At 65.5% G+C, this 17,812-nt stretch carries 8 protein-coding genes; 6 read left to right on the forward strand and 2 right to left on the reverse strand.

Annotated features, from left to right (window positions below):
• Nucleotides 1-83 precede the first annotated feature (83 nt).
• Both purU and VFO93_RS08045 read left to right on the forward strand, forming a co-directional pair.
• Nucleotides 84-917 carry a formyltetrahydrofolate deformylase gene (gene purU / locus VFO93_RS08040; protein ID WP_325133841.1) on the forward strand — a complete coding sequence of 278 codons (834 nt, stop codon included), beginning with the start codon at nt 84-86 and terminating at the stop codon, nt 915-917.
• 81 nt (nt 918-998) lie between these two features.
• Nucleotides 999-3,179: a bifunctional alpha,alpha-trehalose-phosphate synthase (UDP-forming)/trehalose-phosphatase gene (locus VFO93_RS08045; protein WP_325133842.1), complete on the forward strand. Its 2,181-nt coding sequence runs from the start codon at nt 999-1,001 to the stop codon at nt 3,177-3,179.
• Nucleotides 3,180-3,680: 501 nt separating this feature from the next.
• On the opposite strand, the gene VFO93_RS08050 is transcribed toward VFO93_RS08045, so the two are convergent.
• Together VFO93_RS08050 and VFO93_RS08055 are read right to left on the reverse strand one after the other, a co-directional pair.
• Entirely contained in the window at nt 3,681-5,465 is a 1,785-nt protein-coding gene (locus tag VFO93_RS08050; RefSeq protein WP_325133843.1) for a glycoside hydrolase family 15 protein, read from the reverse strand.
• A gap of 69 nt (nt 5,466-5,534) precedes the next feature.
• Nucleotides 5,535-5,873 (reverse strand): helix-turn-helix domain-containing protein, encoded by a 339-nt coding sequence (locus tag VFO93_RS08055; RefSeq protein ID WP_325133844.1) that lies wholly within the window; start codon nt 5,871-5,873, stop codon nt 5,535-5,537.
• A 304-nt stretch (nt 5,874-6,177) separates the two neighbouring features.
• Here VFO93_RS08055 and VFO93_RS08060 point away from each other — a divergent pair, with 304 nt between their 5' ends.
• From VFO93_RS08060 to VFO93_RS08075, 4 genes are all read left to right on the forward strand, one after another.
• Nucleotides 6,178-6,936, forward strand: coding sequence for a glucose 1-dehydrogenase (locus VFO93_RS08060; RefSeq protein ID WP_325133845.1), 759 nt, complete (start codon nt 6,178-6,180; stop codon nt 6,934-6,936).
• A 190-nt stretch (nt 6,937-7,126) separates the two neighbouring features.
• Nucleotides 7,127-8,536 carry an MATE family efflux transporter gene (locus VFO93_RS08065; protein ID WP_325133846.1) on the forward strand — a complete coding sequence of 470 codons (1,410 nt, stop codon included), beginning with the start codon at nt 7,127-7,129 and terminating at the stop codon, nt 8,534-8,536.
• 305 nt (nt 8,537-8,841) lie between these two features.
• Nucleotides 8,842-12,354 carry a fibronectin type III domain-containing protein gene (locus VFO93_RS08070; RefSeq protein WP_325133847.1) on the forward strand — a complete coding sequence of 1,171 codons (3,513 nt, stop codon included), beginning with the start codon at nt 8,842-8,844 and terminating at the stop codon, nt 12,352-12,354.
• Nucleotides 12,355-12,631: 277 nt separating this feature from the next.
• Nucleotides 12,632-17,758: a reprolysin-like metallopeptidase gene (locus VFO93_RS08075; RefSeq protein ID WP_325133848.1), complete on the forward strand. Its 5,127-nt coding sequence runs from the start codon at nt 12,632-12,634 to the stop codon at nt 17,756-17,758.
• Nucleotides 17,759-17,812: the final 54 nt, after the last annotated feature.

Below are 17,812 nucleotides of genomic sequence, written 5' to 3' on the forward strand. Positions count from 1 at the left end.
CGTAAAAAACGCGAACTACAAAGTTCGCGCTACGGTACCCGGACACCGAAAAACCGCTATCCTTGCGGCAAAACCAGCTACTGATGCCGCATCTGCTTCTCATCCAATGCCCCGACGAGCGCGGGCTGATATATAAAATCACGGCCGTGCTCTACGCGCACGGCCTCAACATCGAGCGCAACGACGAGTTTGTGGAGCGCGATGGCAACGTATTCTTTATGCGGACCGCGCTAACCGGCGAAGTAGCTGCGGCGGCGCTACTCGCCGAGCTGCGGGCAGCCCTGCCCCCGGCCGCCGACATCCGGCTGACCGACAACCGCCGCAAGAACCTCGTGCTGCTCGTGACCAAGGAGCACCACTGCCTGAGCGAGCTGCTGGTGCGCCACGCCTTCGGCGAGCTCAATGCCAACATCCTGGCCGTGGCCGGCAACCACGAAGTGCTGGGCGAGCTCACGCGCCGGTTCAACTTACCGTTTCACTACCTGCCGCACGAGGGGCGCAGCCGCGAAGCCCACGAGGCCGAGGTGCTGGCGCTGCTGGCAAGCTACGCGCCCGACTATGTGGTGCTGGCCAAGTACATGCGCATTCTGTCGCCCGAGTTTGTGGCGCCCTGGGTTAACCGCATCATCAACATTCACCATTCGTTTTTGCCGGCCTTCGTGGGGGCCAGCCCTTATGCGCAGGCCTACGAGCGGGGCGTGAAGCTCATCGGGGCCACGGCGCACTTCGTGAACGAGCAGCTCGACCAAGGGCCGATTATCGCCCAAAACGTGATTCCGATAAACCACACCCAGCGCGCGCGCGACCTGGCCCAGGCCGGGCGCGACGTCGAGAAAATAACCTTGGCGCGGGCCCTCAAGCTGGTGCTTGACGAGCAAGTGTTTGTGCACCGTAACAAAACGATTATTTTCGACTAGCCGCGGCTGGAAATTGGGTTTAACCTGGCTTTTAGGTGAATTTTCCCGTATCAGGTAGGATTCACTATTTCTGTCAGGTCTATGTCCCGCACGCTAATCGTCTCTAATCGCCTTCCCACCAAAGTGCAGCGCACCGACGACGGGCTCACCTTCCAGCCCAGCGAAGGCGGGCTGGCTACGGGCCTGGGCTCCATCTACCGCCAGGGCGACAACCGCTGGATAGGCTGGCCGGGGCTGTTTGTGGAAAGTGAGCAGGAAGAAGACCACATTCGCACCGAGCTGGCCGACGACAACATGACGCCGGTGTTCTTGACCGAAGACGAAATCCGGGATTTCTACGAGGGTTTCAGCAACTCCACCCTCTGGCCTACCTTCCACTATTTCAGCGAGTTAGCCACCTACGAGCAAACCCACTGGGACGCCTACGTGGCGGTGAATGAGAAATTTTGCGAAGCCGTGCTGGCCCAGGCCGGGCCGGAAGACACCATCTGGGTGCACGACTACCAGCTGCTGCTGCTGCCCGAGATGCTGCGCCGGGCACGGCCCGAGGCCAGCATCGGGTTCTTTCTGCACATTCCATTTCCGTCGCAGGAGCTGATACGGGTGCTGCCCTGGCGCACCGAGCTGATGCGCGGGATGCTGGGGGCCGACCTCATTGGCTTTCACACCTTTGGCTACATGCGACACTTTCTCAGCGCGGTATCGCACCTGCTGGGCTACCCGGCCCACAACGGCCAGATTGAGACGCCCAACCGCTCGGTGCGCGTCGATGCCTTCCCGATGGGCATCGACTACCAGCGCTACGCCGAGGCGGCGGCCTCCGAGGCCACGGCCGCCCACATCACCGAGTACCGCGAGGCCCTGCGCGATACGCGGGTGATTCTCTCTATCGACCGGCTCGACTACACCAAGGGTATCGCGCAGCGCCTCAAGGCGTTTGACCTGCTCTTGCAGCGCTACCCCGAGTGGCGCGGGCAGGTGAGCCTGTTGATGCTGGTGGTGCCTTCGCGCGACCAGGTGGCGCAGTACGCCTCGCTGAAAGAGGAAATCGACAACCTCGTGGGCCGCATCAATGCGCAGTACCGCACCATCAGCTGGAACCCGATTCTGTACTTCTACCGCTCGCTGCCGCTAGAGGAGCTGACGGCCCTCTACCGCCTGGCCGAGGTAGCGCTGGTGACGCCCGTGCGCGACGGCATGAACCTAGTGGCCAAGGAGTTTATTGCCAGCAAACTCGACCAGCGCGGGGTGCTGATACTAAGCGAGCGGGCGGGCGCGGCCCGCGAATTGTCGGACGCGCTGCTCATCAACCCCACCGACGTAAACCAGGTAGTGGAGGCCATGCACGACGCCCTGGTGATGCCCGAAGAAGAGCAGCAGGCGCGCCTGAAAGCCATGCAGGCGCTGGTGAAACGCTACAACGTATTCTCGTGGACCAAGCTGTTTATGAACCAACTAGCCTACACCAAGATAAAGCAGCACACGCTCGAAGCCGAGCAGCTGACGCCCGCCGTGACCAAGCAGCTGCTGGCCGATTTCCACGCCGCCGAGGGCGAGCGCCTGATACTGCTCGACTACGACGGCACGCTGGTGGGCTTTCATCCCAACCCCCAGCGCGCCCAGCCCGGCGAGGAGCTGCGCCTGCTGCTGCGCGCCCTCTCGGACCTGCCCAATACGCGGGTGGTCATCATCAGCGGGCGCGACCGCGACACGCTGCAAAACTGGCTCGGTGATTTACCGCTTGACTTCATTGCCGAGCACGGCGTGTGGCTGCGCTCGGCCGGCGAGGACTGGCACCTGTTTCAGCCGCTGCGCAACGAGTGGAAGCGCGAGTTGCGCCCGGTGCTGGAGCTGTACGTGGCCCGCACCGCCGGCTCGTTTATCGAGGAAAAAGACTACTCGCTGGTGTGGCACTACCGCCGTGCCGATGCCGACCTGGGCCAGGAGCGCGCCCGCGAAATGCTAAGCCACCTCACCTTCATGACCGCCAATACCGACCTGCAAGTGCTGGAAGGCAATAAAGTCATCGAAATCAAAAACGCGGGCATCAACAAGGGCACCGCCGCCGCCCGCTGGCTGGCCCAGTACCAGCCCGGCTTCGTGCTGGCCCTCGGCGACGACCGCACCGACGAAGACACCTTCCGGGCCATGCCCGAATCGACCTACACCGTGCGCGTGGGCACCGGCGTGCGCTCGCTGGCCCGCTTCAACCTAGCCTCGCCCACCGAGGTGCGCCAGCTGCTGCGCAAGCTGCTGGCGTAGCGGCAACCAAAAAACGTGGGCGGGCGTTATATTCGCAGCATAAACAAGGGGCTGACCCTCACGGCCCAGCCCCTTGCCAACCTTACAAGTAGTGGACGGCCGCCGACAGGGCGCCGCCGCTAATTGCCAGCCCCACGAGCCACTTTAGTAGCCCGTTAGACATCCGAAGCTTGAATATCAATTCAAACTCCGTTTTCGCACGTTCGTTTCTCATTGTGAGTGAAGAATGTAGGTGCCTGGTACACCTGCTTCTTTGAAACCCTGGCTGTTCCACGAGCCGGGGTTTCGTCTTTTTAGGGACGACCCGTGTGGTGAGGTGACATAACCGTGCGATGCGGTAAAGGTACTGTCTTGCTACGTCGACTGACTATATATACTGGGGGCAAACCGGGGCAAATAAAAAAGGGCTTGCGTACTACACAAGCACCTCCTTTAATCATTCTTAGTGAATAACTTACTGTTTAATAGCAAGTTAAATGCAGCCCCACTTTGCCCCCGGTGTCAACTTACGAAATTGGGTTTATCTAACTTCTTGGCAATGCGATACGCCGCGTTCACTAAGCCCACGTGGCTGTAGGCCTGCGGGAAATTGCCCCACTGCGAGCCGGTTTTGGCGTCCACGTCCTCGCTCAGCAGCCCGAGGTGGTTGCCATACGAGATGAGGTGCTCAAACTCGCGCACGGCATCATCGAGGCGGCCCACGCAGGCCAGCGCCTCTACGTACCAGAAAGAGCAGATGAGAAACGTGGTTTCGGGCGTGCCGAAATCGTCGGGGTGGCGGTAGCGGTAGAAGAGGCCTTCAGGCGTTTTCAACTCCTTTTCCAGCTCTACGAGGTGGTGCTTAGCTTTTTCCGAAGCCGGGTCGAGGTAGCCCATCGTGATGAGCTGAATGGTGCTGGCGTCGAAATCAGTCGAGCCGATGGCGTTGGTATACGCGCCGCGCTCTTCGTGATAGCACAGCTCGATGCGGCGCTCGGCCTCGGCCAGCAAGCGCGTGGCAAAGGCTTCGAGCTCGGTGTCGCCGTGCTGGCGGGCCACTTTGAGGGCGGCGTGGCTGCCGGCCCAATGGAATAAATACGTGTAGCAGTGCTTCTGGGCGATGTGCCGGAACTCCCACAAACCCGCGTCGGGCTGGTCCATGGTGGCTTCGATGAGGCGCAGGCACTCCTCTACCAGGCTCAGCGGGGCGGCGCGCTCGGGGTCGCGGAAGCGGCAGTCAGTATAGAGCGGCAGCAGGGCCACCAGCACCTGGCCGTACACGTCGTTCTGGATGTGCGTGTAGGCGTCGTTGCCGATGCGCACGGGCTGGTTGCCGAGGTAGCCGGCCAGTGGCAGCTCAGTTTCCGTCAGCGTGGCCTGCCCGCCGATGCCGTAGAGCGGCTGGTACTTGCCCACTACTTTGGTCGAGATGTTGGCGATATACTGGAAGTACCGCTCTATCTCCTCAAAGTGGCCGATGTTGTTGAAGGCCGTGAGCGTGTAGTAGGTGTCACGCATCCAGCAGTAGCGGTAGTCCCAGTTGCGGGTGCTGCCGGGGGCCTCGGGCAGGCTAGTGGTGCTGGCCGCGATGATGGCCCCGGTGTCTTCGTACTGGTGAATCTTGAGCGCCAGCGCCGAGCGAATCACCGCCGACTGGTGAAAATTGCCGATACTGGTGCTTTTCACCCAGTTGCGCCAGTAGGTTTCGGTGCTTTTGAGGAAGCGCTCGCAGGTGCTTTCGAGCGGCGCTTCGAGCGGCGCGCCGTAGGTGAGCACGAGGTACTTGGTTTCGTTGAGCACGAAATCTTCCTCATCGAGCACGTAGGTGAGCGGGATGTTGGTAGTGAGGCGAATCTCCTCTTCCAGCCCCAAAAACGCGATGTGGTTGGAGCTGCGGCGGCGCGTGAGCTCCTGCTCGCCGTAGCTGCCCACCGGGCGGCAGGCCACCCGCACGCGGGGCGTGCCCGTCAGCGGCTCCACCTTGCGGATGAACATCAGCGGTTTATAATACCGCTCGTACTGCAAAAAGCGCGGCGCAAAGTCCGTAACGCGGTAGCTGCCCTCGGCCGTGGTGATGGTGGTGCGCAGCACGTTGGTGTTGGTGTGGTAGCGCTGCTCGGAGGTAAACTCGGCGCTGGCGGGCTTGATGCTGTACTCGCCGCCCTTCTGCTCGTCGAGCAAGGGGCCAAATACGAAGCTGCTGTCGAAGCGCGGCCAGCAAAGCCAGCGCACGGCCGTGTCGGTGCCGATGAGGGCCAGGAAGGCGCAGTTGCCGACCACGCCCATGTCATAGGTGTGTTTTATCATAAGGAAGAGGAGCCCCGGCTACGCACCGGGCTGGTAGTAGCGGGGTGTACCTCATTCGGGCGGCCGGGGTTATGCGCCGAGCGGGCATTGCCCCGTCTCGCCGGCGCTGTGCCAGGCGCACAGCTGGTCCAGGATGGGCAGCAGCAGCGCCCCGCGCTCGGTAAGCCAATACTCGACGCGCGGCGGCAGCTCGGCAAAGGCCTCGCGCTGCACGATGCCGTCTTCTTCCAGCTCCTTGAGCTGCTCGGTGAGCACCTTGCGCGAGATGAGCGGCACGCGCTGGGCCAGCTGCCCAAAGCGCCGCCGCTGCGCCAGCTGGGCAATAATGATGGGCTTCCACTTGCCGCCCAGCACGCCCATCGTGCGGGTCATGGTGCAGGTCGAGGTTCCAAATGCAGCGTCGCGCATGGGGAGGTTGGATGGTAAGGTTGGGAATATGCATCGTCATGCTGAGCGGAGCGCAGTGAAGTCGAAGCATCTTGGCAGGTTCGTTGCGAACGATAGAAGTTAGTTGACCAGCTAAGATGCTTCGACTTCGCTGCGCTCCGCTCAGCATGACAGCAAAAGGGGCACGGGGTTCTGCCCCGCGCCAAAACGGCCGTTAGTTACGCCGAAGTAACCAGTTTGTGGGGCAAAATGATTGGCTTTAGTAACCAGGAGTAACTATCACTAGTTCCTTGCCGAAACCAACCCCAAACACCCTTTTTTCAACATGGAAACCTCTCAGAAACTCGCCGGTAAAATCGCCCTCGTCACGGGCGGCAACTCGGGCATCGGTCTGGCCACGGCCCAGCGCTTCGTGGCCGAGGGCGCGTTCGTCTTCGTCACCGGCCGGCGGCAGGCCGAGCTCGATGCGGCCGTGCAACAGCTTGGCGACCAGGCCATCGGCATTCAGGGCGACGTAAGTAGCCTCGCCGACCTCGACCGGGTCGTTGCGACCATCAAAGCGCAAAAAGGCCGCCTCGACGTGCTGTTTGCCAACGCCGGCATCGCCGAGTTTGCGCCGCTCGAAACCGTGACGGAGGCGCAGTACGACCGGCAATTTGACATCAACGTGAAGGGCACTTTTTTCACGGTGCAGAAGGCCTTGCCGCTGCTGGCCGACGGCGCGGCCATCGTGCTCATGGCCTCCATCGTGGGCATCAAGGGCTTCGAGGCCAACAGCGTGTACAGCGCCACCAAGGCGGCCATTCGCTCGCTGGCCCGCACGCTCACTACCGACCTCAAGGCGCGCCGCATTCGGGTGAATGCCGTGAGCCCCGGCCCCATCGAAACGCCCGGCCTTAACAACGTCCTCCCCGACCCTGCTCAAATGGCGCAGTTCAAAGCCCAGATGGCGGGCGGCGTGCCGCTGGGCCGTATCGGCGAGGCCGACGAAATCGCCAAAGCCGTGGTCTTTCTGGCTTCGGACGACAGCAGCTTCGTGACCGGAGCCGAGCTGTTTGTAGACGGCGGCATGGCGCAGGTGTAGTAGTGAGACATGAGACGGTAGACATGAGACATGAGAAAGCTGAACCAGCAGTTCTCATGTCTCATGTCTACCGTCTCATGTCTCACGTTAGCCAGACGTTCTTAGCAAACGTAGCCGCACGGCTGGCAGCACCCGCTGCCAGCCGTTTTTTGTGCACCCTGCCGCCCGCCCCGCCGTACTACCGGGGCGTATGACTACTCCCGCCGCCCGCCCCCACCTCACGCAAGGCCCCATTCTCAAATCGCTGCTGGCGCTGGCCTGGCCCATCGTGTTTGGCAACTTGCTGCAAACCGGCTACCAGCTGGTCGATGCCTTTTGGGTGGGGCAGTTGGGGGCGCGGGCGGTGGCGGCGGTGGCCATCAGCTTCCCGATTAATTTTCTGGTCATTGCGCTTGGGTCGGGGTTTTCGGTGGCGGGCTCGGTGCTGGTGGCCCAGAATTTCGGGGCCCGGAATATGACGATGGTCAACCACATTGCGCGGCAGGCGCTGGTGCTCGAAACGGGGCTGGCGCTGCTGCTCACGGTGGGGGCGCACGTTGCCTCGCCCTACATCCTGCACCTGCTGGGCGCGGGGCCCGATATTTTTGAGCAGGCCAATCAGTTTCAGCGGGTGCTGTTCTGGGGGCTCACGTTCAGCTTCGGCTTCCTCATGTTTCAGGCGCTCATGCGGGGCGTGGGCGAGGTCAAGATTCCGCTGTATATCAACCTCGTAACGCTGGCGCTCAATTTCGCGCTCGACCCGCTTTTTATTTACGGCTGGGGGCCGGTGCCGGGCATGGGCGTGGCGGGCTCGGCGGCGGCTACCATCATCACGCAGGCCATCAGTTTGGCGGTGGGGGTAGCGGTGCTGGTGCGCGGCAAGTCGGGCATCAAGCTGAGTCTGAAGGGCTACCGGCCCGACTGGCCGCTGCTGGGGCGCACCTTCCGGCTGGGCGCGCCGTCGAGCATCGACTTGTCGGCGCGGGCGCTGGGGCTGTCGATGCTGACCACGCTGGCGGCGGGCTTCGGCACTACGGTGCTGGCTACCTACGGCATTGGCTCGCGCATTATCGCGCTGGGCATCATTCCGGCGCTGGGTATTTCGCTGGCCTGCTCCACGCTGGTGGCCCAGAACATCGGGGCCAGAAACCTGCCCCGCGCCGTGCAAACGGCCAACTACGCCATTGGCGTCAGCTTCGCGGGCTTGCTGGTAGTGGGGGCGGCCATCTGGGTGGCGGCACGGCCGCTGGTGGGCTTTTTTCTCCGGGGCGATGCGGTAGTGGCCGGGCAGGCGGTGGAGTTTATTCGCATTGCGGCCTTGAGTTTGTGCTTCACGGGGGTGCAGCAAACGGTGTCGGGCGCGTTTCGCGGGGCGGGCAATACGCTGTCGGCGATGGTGCTGACTATCACGGGCATCTGGGTGATGCAGTTTCCGGTGGCGTGGTACCTGTCGCACCACACGGCGCTGGGTTTCCGGGGCATCTGGTGGTCGTTTGTGGTGGCCAACGTGGGCATTGCCGTGGTGGCGGGGCTGTGGTACTGGCGCGGCCACTGGCACAGCCAGGAGCTGGCCGACCCGCTGCAAAAGCAGGTCGATAAAGAAGTGCCGGCCGAAAGCTGAGCGGGAACGCGGGCGCGGCACTCGGGCGCGGGTGGTTTCGGCATTGACGTACAGGCGGCGGGTGTAGAGACGCATCCTTGCGTCTCGCGTTAGACGAGGCTGAATGACGCGAGACGCAAGGATGCGTCTCTAACCCGTCTGTTCACTGGCAGAAACAATTCTAAGAGTGCATAAGCCACCGCCGCTACGCCCGTGCTTACCCAGTGCGCGTATGTTGCCTACGTTACCGCGCCTCGCCAAAACCGCTTACCTTTAGCCACTTCCTATTTCATCCCCCTACTCATTTTTCAACCTCTACCCTGCTTATGCAAAACCTCAACTCGCTGGCCTCGGGGCTGCGCGCGGCGCTACGGCGCAGCCTACCCGGGGTGCTGGGCGTGGGCGTGGCCTTCGCGGCCCAGGCCCAGCAAACGCCCGCTAGCTTCTTTAGCGACGATGCCGCCGCCCGCCAGGCCGCCGCTACCTCGCCCCTGAAGGCGGCCCTGGCCGCCAGCCGCCCGCTCACCCTCAATGTGGCCGGGCTGCGCGCCGCCCTGGCCACGGCCCCGCTCGAAAGCCGGGCCGGCACCCAGGCCTTGCTGCTGACCCTGCCCCTGCCGGGCGGCACCAACGCTACCTTCCGGGTGCAGGAAGCGCCCGTGATGGCCCCGGCCCTGGCGGCGCAGTTTCCCGGCATAAAGACCTACGTGGGCGTGGGCGTGCAAGACCCCACGGCCACGCTGCGCCTCGACCTCACGCCCCAGGGCTTTCACGCCCAGGTGCTGTCGCCGCGCACGGGGGCGTTTTACATCGACCCCGCCAGCCGGGCCGATACCCAGCACTACCTCAGCTTCTGGAAGCGCGACATGCCGGGCAATTCCTTTGCCTGCGACGTGGTAGAAACGGCTACCAAAGGCAGCACCGGGGCCAAAGGCGCGGCTGGCACGGCCCAGCGCGCCGTGGGGCCCACCCTGCGCACCTACCGCCTGGCCGTGGCGGCCACCGGCGAGTACACCCGCTTTCACTGCCGCACGCTGCCGGCCGGCTCTACGGCCGCCGACTCGGTGGCGGCGGGCCAGGCGGCCATCGTCACGAGCATCAACCGCGTGGTGGGTGTGTATGAGAAAGAGCTGGCCGTGCGCCTGGTACTCATAGCCAACAACAGCCAGCTGGTGTACATCCGGCCCAACGCCGACCCCTACACCAACAACAGCGGCAGCGCCATGCTGGCCCAAAACCAAACCAGCCTCGACGCCCTCGTGGGCGCAGCCAACTACGACGTGGGCCACGTGTTCAGCACGGCCAGCGGCGGGGTGGCGGGCCTGGGCGTGGTGTGCCGCAATGGCCAGAAGGCCCGCGGCACCACCGGCACCAGCTCGCCGGTGGCCGATGCCTTCGACATCGACTACGTGGCCCACGAACTGGGGCACCAGTTTGGCGGCAGCCACACCTTTGATGGCAACGCGGGCAGCTGCGCGGGCGGCAACCGCAGCGCGGCCTACGCCTACGAGCCCGGCTCGGGCACGACCATTATGGCCTACGCCGGCATTTGCGGGGCGCTCAACAACACGCAGGTGAACTCGGACGCCTACTTCCACGTGGCCAGCTACGACCAGATACTCGACTACCTGAGCACCACCAGCTGCGCCGCCACCACCAGCGTGGCCAACAACCCGCCCACGCCGATACTGCCGGCCAGCGGCAAGGTGCTGCCCATCAGCACGCCCTTCAAGCTCACGGCCGGGGGCTACGACTCGGACGGCGACGCCATCACCTACTGCTGGGAGCAGTACGACCGCGCCGCCACTACCCGCGCGCCGGGCGATGCCCAGGTGGCCGGCGTTACGTCGCCCATCTTCCGCTCGTACTACCCCACCACCGACCCCACGCGCTACTTCCCGCGCCTGAGCGACCTGGTGAGCAACACCGTGACGCTGGGCGAGCGCCTGCCCACGGTGTCGCGCCCGCTCAACTTCCGCCTCACCCTGCGTGACCGCTTCACGGCGGCCAACACGGGCCTGGGCGTGGTGGGCGGCGTCAATAGCGGCCTGCCCATCTTGCCGGTATCGCTCACGACCACCAGCGCGGCGGGGCCGTTTCTGGTAACCTCGCCCAACACGGGCGTGACGCTGCCCGGCGGCAGCAGCCAGGTCATTACCTGGGACGTGGCCGGCACCACCGCCAACGGCGTGAACTGCGCCAATGTCAACATCCGCCTCAGCACCGACGGCGGCCTCACCTACCCCACCGTGCTGCTGGCCAACACGGCCAACGACGGCTCGGAAGCCGTGACGCTGCCCAGCGTGGCTACTACCACGGCCCGCATCATGGTGGAGGCGGCCGACAACTACTTCTTCGACATCTCGAACGCCGACTTTATCATCTCGGCGCCTACCGTGGCTTGCGGCGCGCCTACCGGCGTGGCGGTAAGCGCCATCACGGCTACTACGGCCACGCTTAGCTTCGTGGGCGGCACCTCGGCCACGGGCTACACCATCACCACCGTGCCGGCTACTACCACCGTCACGGCCACGGCCTCGCCGGTGAATTTAACCGGCCTGATTTCGGGCACTACCTACACCGTGAGCGTGCAAAGCAGCTGCGCGGGCGCGGCCATCTCCACGGCGGCCACGGCTACCTTCAGCACCACGCCGCCGCCGGTGTGCAACGAGGCCACGGGCTTCACGTTCACGGGCGTCACGGGCACGTCGGCCACGGTGAGCTTCACGTCGCCTTCGGCGGCCACCAACTACTTCATCACCCTGCTGCCGGGCGGCGCTACCCAGACCGTCACCAGCCCCACGGCCAGCTTCACGGGCCTCACGCCGGGCGTGGCCTACACGGTAATCGTGCAAACCAACTGCTCGGCGGGCGGCGTGGCTACTACCTCGGCCCAGTTTGGCACCACGCCCTCCAACGATGCCTGCACCAGTGCTGTAGCGCTGACCGTCAACCCCACTTGCGTGGGCATCACGGGCAGCATTTCGGGGGCTACGCAGTCGCAGGCAGCGTCTTCGTGCAGCGGCGGGGCCAGCACCACGGCCAACGACGTGTGGTATAGCTTCGTGGCTACCAGCCCGCTGCACCGCGTGTCGGTGACGGCGGCGTTCGACGCCGTGGTCGAAACCCTGTCGGGCAGCTGCGGCACGCTCACCAGCGTGGCTTGCGTAGATGCCAACGCCTCGGGCACCGAAAACCTAAACCTGACCGGCCTCACGGTGGGCACCACCTACTACGTGCGCGTGTTTGCCTACACCACCAACACGGCCCCCGTGTACGGCACCTTCACCGTGTGCGTAGTGCCGGTGTGCCCCGCCCCTTCCGGCCTCACCGTGAGCAACCTCACGGCTACTTCGGCCACGGTTAGCTTCGTGGGCGGCGCGTCGGCCACGGGCTACACCGTCACGACCTCGCCGGCCACGACCACCTACACCGCCACGGCTTCGCCCGTGAACCTGACCGGCCTCGCGCCCGGCACGACTTACACCGTGAGCGTAGTAAGCGCCTGCCTGGGCAACACTACCTCGACCGCCACGGTAAGCCTCACTACTACCACGCCCACGGCCACGCAGTCGGCCTTCGCGGCCGGGCAGGTATCGGTAGCGCCCAACCCCGCCCACGGCAGCTTCACGCTGACCTTGCCGGCGCTGGGCAGCCAGCGCACGGCCCAGGCTACGCTGCTCAACGTGCTGGGACAGGCTGTGGCCACTCGCACCATCGCCCTTACGGCTACCGGCGCTACTGCCGAGTTCAGCACCCGCGCCCTGGCGCCCGGCATGTACGTGCTGCGCCTCGTGGCCGGGGCCGAGACGGTCGTGCAGCGCGTGGCGGTGGAGTAGCAGGTGTTGGGCGTTGGGTGTTGAACTGGCCAGCGTTTTAAAGAACCTACTGCCAGAGCACCCAACGCCTAACACCAAGCACCCAACACCCAAAAAAGAAGGCCCGCACCATCTGGTGCGGGCCTTCTTTTTTGGGTGTTGGGCCAGCGCAACTACCTCCGCAGGCCTTTTCAATTTCTTCTTGAGCGAGAACAGCTAGATTAATCCAACAACAAGCATTACTATACTTACTTTTGACGGTGTATTTACCCCCACCATTCCCCCTTCTTTTTTACTTATGGCAAAGCTCTTCTCTCTGGCTACTGCTATGCCACCGGGCCAGGCCCGGCGCTGGCTAAGCGGCGCGCTCGGCCTGCTGCTGCCCGCGCTGGGCGCGCAGGCGCAGCAGCTCGCGCCACCCTCGTTTTTCAGCACCGATGCCAGTGCCCGCCAGGCGGCGGCCGCTTCGCCGGTGGCGGCCAGGCTGCGCGGCGCGCGGCCCCTGACCCTGAACGTGGCCGGCATGCGCGCCGCCCTGGCCACCGCGCCCCGCGAAGGGCGCGCCGCCGCTGCGCCGCTACTGCTGGCCCTGCCGCTGCCCGATGGCAGCACGGCCACCTTCCGGGTGCTGGAGGCCCCGGTGATGGCCCCAGCCCTGGCGGCGCAGTTTCCGGCCATCAAAACCTACGTGGGCGTGGGCGTGGAGGACCCCACCGCCAGCGTGCGCCTCGACTTCACGCCGCAGGGCTTTCACGCGCAGGTGCTGAGTGCGGCCACGGGCGCGTTTTACATCGACCCGGCCAGCCGCACTACTACTACGCAGTACCTGAGCTTCTGGAAGCGCGACATGCCGGGCAATTCCTTTACCTGCGAGGTAAAGAACAGCCGCGTGGCGCGGCCGGCGGGCGGTGCCAACCAGCGCATCACGTCGCGCACGCTACGCACCTACCGGCTGGCGCTGGCCGCCACCGGCGAGTACACAGCCTACCACGGCGGCACCGTGGCGGCGGCCCAGGCGGCCATGGTCACGAGCGTCAACCGCGTGGTGGGTGTGTACGAAAAAGAGCTGGACGTGCGCCTGGTGCTGGTGGCCAATAACAGCCAGCTCATTTACACCAACGCCGCTACCGACCCCTACTCCAACGACGACGGCAGCGCCATGCTGGGCGAAAACCAGGACAACGTAGACCAGCTTATTGGCAATGCCAACTACGACATCGGCCACGTCTTCAGCACGGGCGGCGGCGGCATTGCGGGGCTGGGCGTGGTGTGCCAGCCGGGGGCCAAGGCGCAGGGCGTGACGGGCTCGCCGGCCCCGGTGGGCGATGCCTTCGACATCGACTACGTGGCCCACGAGATGGGGCACCAGTTTGGCGGCAACCATACGTTTAACAGCACGGCGGGCAGCTGCAACGGCAACCGCAACCCCAGCACGGCCTACGAGCCGGGCTCGGGCTCAACCATCATGGCCTACGCGGGCATTTGCAGCGCCAGCGACTTGCAGCCCAATTCGGACCCGTATTTCCACGTCGCCAGCTTCGAGGAAATTCAGGCGTACATCGGCACTACCCAGTGCGCGGCCACCAGCAGCACCGGCAACTCGGCCCCGGTGGTGACGCTGCCGGCGGGGGGCAAGGTCATGCCCATCGGCACGCCCTTCCGGCTCACGGGCAACGCCTACGACCAGGATGGCGACGCCCTCAGCTACTGCTGGGAAGAGTTTGACCTGGGCGGCAGCGGCTCGCCCACGGCCACCCAGACGGCCAACAACAACGTGCCGCTGTTTCGCTCCTTCAACCCCACGGCCTCGCCCACGCGCTACTTCCCGCGCCTGAGCAGCCTCGTGGATAACACCGTAGTTATCGGCGAGCGCCTGCCCACGGTGTCGCGCAGCCTCAAGTTTCGCCTCACCGTGCGCGACCAGCACCTTGGTGCGCAGGGCATCGTGGGCGGCATCAACAGCGGCTTCTCGACGGTAGACCTGACGACGACCAGCGCGGCCGGGCCCTTCCTGGTAACCGCGCCCAACACGGCCGCGACCTGGGCCGGCGGCACCAGCGAGACCGTGACCTGGAACGTAGCCGGCACCACCGCCAACGGCGTGAACTGCGCCACCGTCAACATCCGCCTCAGCACCGACGGCGGCCTCACCTACCCCACCGTGCTACTGGCCAACACGGCCAACGACGGCACCGAAAGCGTGACCGTGCCCACCGTGAGCACCACCACGGCCCGCATCATGGTGGAGGCGGCCGACAACTACTTCTTCGACATCTCCAACGCCAACTTCACCATCGTAGCACCGGCTACGCCCTGCGTGCAACCCAGCAACCTGGCGGTGAGCAGCCTCACGCGCACTACGGCCAGCGTGAGCTTTACGGGCAGCGGGGCGGCATCTTATACGGTTACGACCTCGCCGGCCACTACCACCCGCACCACTACGACCTCGCCGGTGAGTTTGACCGGGCTCACGGCCGGCACTACTTACACGGTGAGCATCACGGGTAATTGCGGCAGTGCCGGCTCTTCGGCCACGGCTACTACCACCTTTGCCACGCCTGCCCCGCCTGCCTGCAACGAGGCCACCAACCTGGCCGTGCGCAACGTCACGGGCACCGGGGCTACGTTTAGCTTCACGCCCGATGCCACGGCCGGCACCTACACCATCGCCACCGTGCCCGCCACTACCACCCAAACGGTGGCCGCCGGGCCGGTGAGCTTCACGAACCTAACGCCGGGCACGAACTACACCATCTTCATCACGAGCAACTGCGCGGGCGGCGGCACCGTCACCGACGCGCTGGCCTTCGCCACCCGGCCCGGCAACGACGAATGCAGCACGGCCGTGAGTTTGACCTCGGGCACCAGCTGCGTGACTACGGCCGGCACCCTCACGGGGGCCACCGAGTCGCGGCCAGCCTCGGCGTGCAGCGGCTACGTGAGCCCCTCGGCCAATGATGTGTGGTACACCTTCGTGGCCACCGGCCCCACGCACACCATCCGCGCCGCGGGCACCCCCGACGGGGTGCTGGAAGTGCTGACCGGCACCTGCGGCAGCCTCAGCAGCCTGGGCTGCATCGACGCGTCGGGCTCGGGCGGCGAGACCTTCTCCAGCAACAACTTCGTGCGCGGCACGCGCTACTACGTGCGCTACTACGCCTACGGCCTCACGCCCACCGATGGCACCTTCACCATCTGCGTCACCAACCCGGCCTGCAACCCGCCCACGGCGCTGGCGCTGGCGGCCAGCACGGCTACCTCGCTCACGGTCAGCTTCACGGCCGCCAGCGGCACCAATGCGGCCAGCTACACCGCCACCGCCACGCCCAGCGCGGGCGGCGCGGCCCAGACGGTAACGGCCACGACCTCGCCCGTCACGTTCGGCAACCTGACGCCGGGCACCAGCTACGTGGTGAGCATCGCCACCAACTGCACCAACAGCGGCCCCTCGGCTACGGCTACCGCCACCTTCAGCACCGCCGCGGCCCTCACCGACCTCACGGTGAGTACGGCGCAGGCCGTGGGCGGGGCGTATAACAACGTAACCATCACCGGCACCGGCGCGGCCACGCTGGCTTCCAGCCTCACCGTGAATGGCGTGCTGACCGTGCAAAGCGGCGGCTCGCTCCAAACCGACGCCACCTTCGACGTGCAGGGGCCGGGCAGCCTGGTGCTGGCTGCCGGCGCGACGCTGATTGAGGTGAATGCCACCGGCCTGGCCAACGCCACCGGCGGCGGCTTCGCGCTCACCGGCGCGGCGGGTCTTTCCTTCAGCCCCGATGCCAACTACGTATTCGTCGGCACGGCCGCCCAGCAAACCGGACCGCTACTGCCCAACGGCGCGCGCAACCTGACGGTGAACAACCCCGCCGGCGTAACGCTGACCAACAACCTGGCCGTGCGCCAGGTGGTGCGCCTGCAAAGCGGCAACCTCACGCTGAACGGCAAGGTGCTGCGCCTGCTATCGACAGCGGCGGGCACGGCGCTGGTCGATAACACGGGCGGCGCGGTGCTGGGCAGCACGGCCTCGATGCAGCGCGCCATCACGGGCGGCGTGCAAAGCGGGCCGGCTTACCGCCACTTCAGCTCGCCGGTGGCGGCGGTGGCGGTCGACAGCCTGGGCACGGGCGGCGTGGCCCCGGTTTTCAACCCGGCCTACAACACCAGCGCTACGCCTAGCCTGGTAACGCCCTTCCCCACGGTGTTTGGCTACAACCAGGACCGCATCGCCACGACTACCTCCAACTACGGCGACTTCGACAAGGGCTTCTTCTCGCCCGCCAGCGGCAGCGACGTAATGACGCCCAGCCGGGGCTACACCGTGAACACGCCGCCCACCGCTACGCCGGTGCGCTTCACGGGCACTTTCAACACGGGCGCGCAAAGTGTGGGGCCGCTGGCGCGGGCCAACGCTACCGCCGCCACCGGCTGGCAGTTGCTCGGCAATCCCTACCCCTCGCCCCTCGACTGGAGCACCGTGACCTCGACGCAGCGCCCCGGCGTGGGCGCGGCCATGTACGTGTTTGAAAGCACCAGCCAGTACAACGGCGTGTACCGCACCTACGTCAACGGCATGGGCAGCGCCTCGCCGCTGATTGAAGCCGGCTCGGGCTACTTCGTGCAGGTAGCCGCGGCGGGCACCACCGGCAGCGTGAATTTGACCAACGCCAACCGCGTCACCACCTTCGGCACCCAGACGCCCTTTGGCCGCCCGGCCGCCGACCCGCGCCCGCAGCTGCAACTGCGCGTGGCCGGCGCGGGTTTCACCGATGAAGCCTACCTCTACTTCGAGGCCGGGGCCACGGCGGGCGTCGATGCCGACTACGACGCCACCAAGCTGCCCAACAGCACCGGCCTGAACCTGGCCGCGCTGGCGGGCTCCGCGCCGCTGGCCATCCAGGGCCTGGCCCCGCTCACCGGCACGGCCGAGGTAGTGGTGCCGCTGGCGCTGGCTACGCCGGTGGCCGGCAGCTTCGCCTTCGAAGTGGCCGACTTGGCCAACTTCGCGGGCCTGTCCGTGTATTTGCGCGATACGCAGGCTGGCACCCAGCAGCCGCTGCTGGCGGGCACGCGCTACGCCTTCACGCAGGCGGTGGGCGCGGCCACTACCGGGCGCTTTGCGCTGGTGTTCCGCCCGGCCGGGGTGCTGGCTACCCAGCCCGGCCTCAGCGCCGCGCAGGTCAGCGTATTCCCCAACCCCGCGCACGGCAGCTTCACGGTGCAGCTGCCGCCGCTGGCGCGCCAGCGCGCCGTGCAGGCTACCCTGCTGAGCGTGCTGGGCCAGCCCGTGGCCAGCCGCAGCATCGCGCTGAACGCGGCCGGCGCGTCGGCCGAGTTCGACACCCGCGGCTTGGCCGCTGGCGTGTACGTACTGCGCCTCGTGGCCGGCGACCAGGTGCTAACCCAGCGCCTGACGGTAGAGTAGGCGTTGTTTCTGGTTTCTGGCTGGCGCTTGCTAACCAGAAGTCAGAAACCCAAA

The organism is Hymenobacter sp., assembly GCF_035709525.1.
GTDB lineage: Bacteria > Bacteroidota > Bacteroidia > Cytophagales > Hymenobacteraceae > Hymenobacter.

Excerpts from the sequence above, each read along its gene's own strand:
- purU (WP_325133841.1), top strand. The coding sequence starts at position 84 with ATGCCGCATCTGCTTCTCATCCAATGCCCCGACGAGCGCGGGCTGATA.
- VFO93_RS08045 (WP_325133842.1), top strand. The coding sequence starts at position 999 with ATGTCCCGCACGCTAATCGTCTCTAATCGCCTTCCCACCAAAGTGCAG.
- VFO93_RS08050 (WP_325133843.1), bottom strand. The coding sequence starts at position 5,465 with ATGATAAAACACACCTATGACATGGGCGTGGTCGGCAACTGCGCCTTC.
- VFO93_RS08055 (WP_325133844.1), bottom strand. The coding sequence starts at position 5,873 with ATGCGCGACGCTGCATTTGGAACCTCGACCTGCACCATGACCCGCACG.
- VFO93_RS08060 (WP_325133845.1), top strand. The coding sequence starts at position 6,178 with ATGGAAACCTCTCAGAAACTCGCCGGTAAAATCGCCCTCGTCACGGGC.
- VFO93_RS08065 (WP_325133846.1), top strand. The coding sequence starts at position 7,127 with ATGACTACTCCCGCCGCCCGCCCCCACCTCACGCAAGGCCCCATTCTC.
- VFO93_RS08070 (WP_325133847.1), top strand. The coding sequence starts at position 8,842 with ATGCAAAACCTCAACTCGCTGGCCTCGGGGCTGCGCGCGGCGCTACGG.
- VFO93_RS08075 (WP_325133848.1), top strand. The coding sequence starts at position 12,632 with ATGGCAAAGCTCTTCTCTCTGGCTACTGCTATGCCACCGGGCCAGGCC.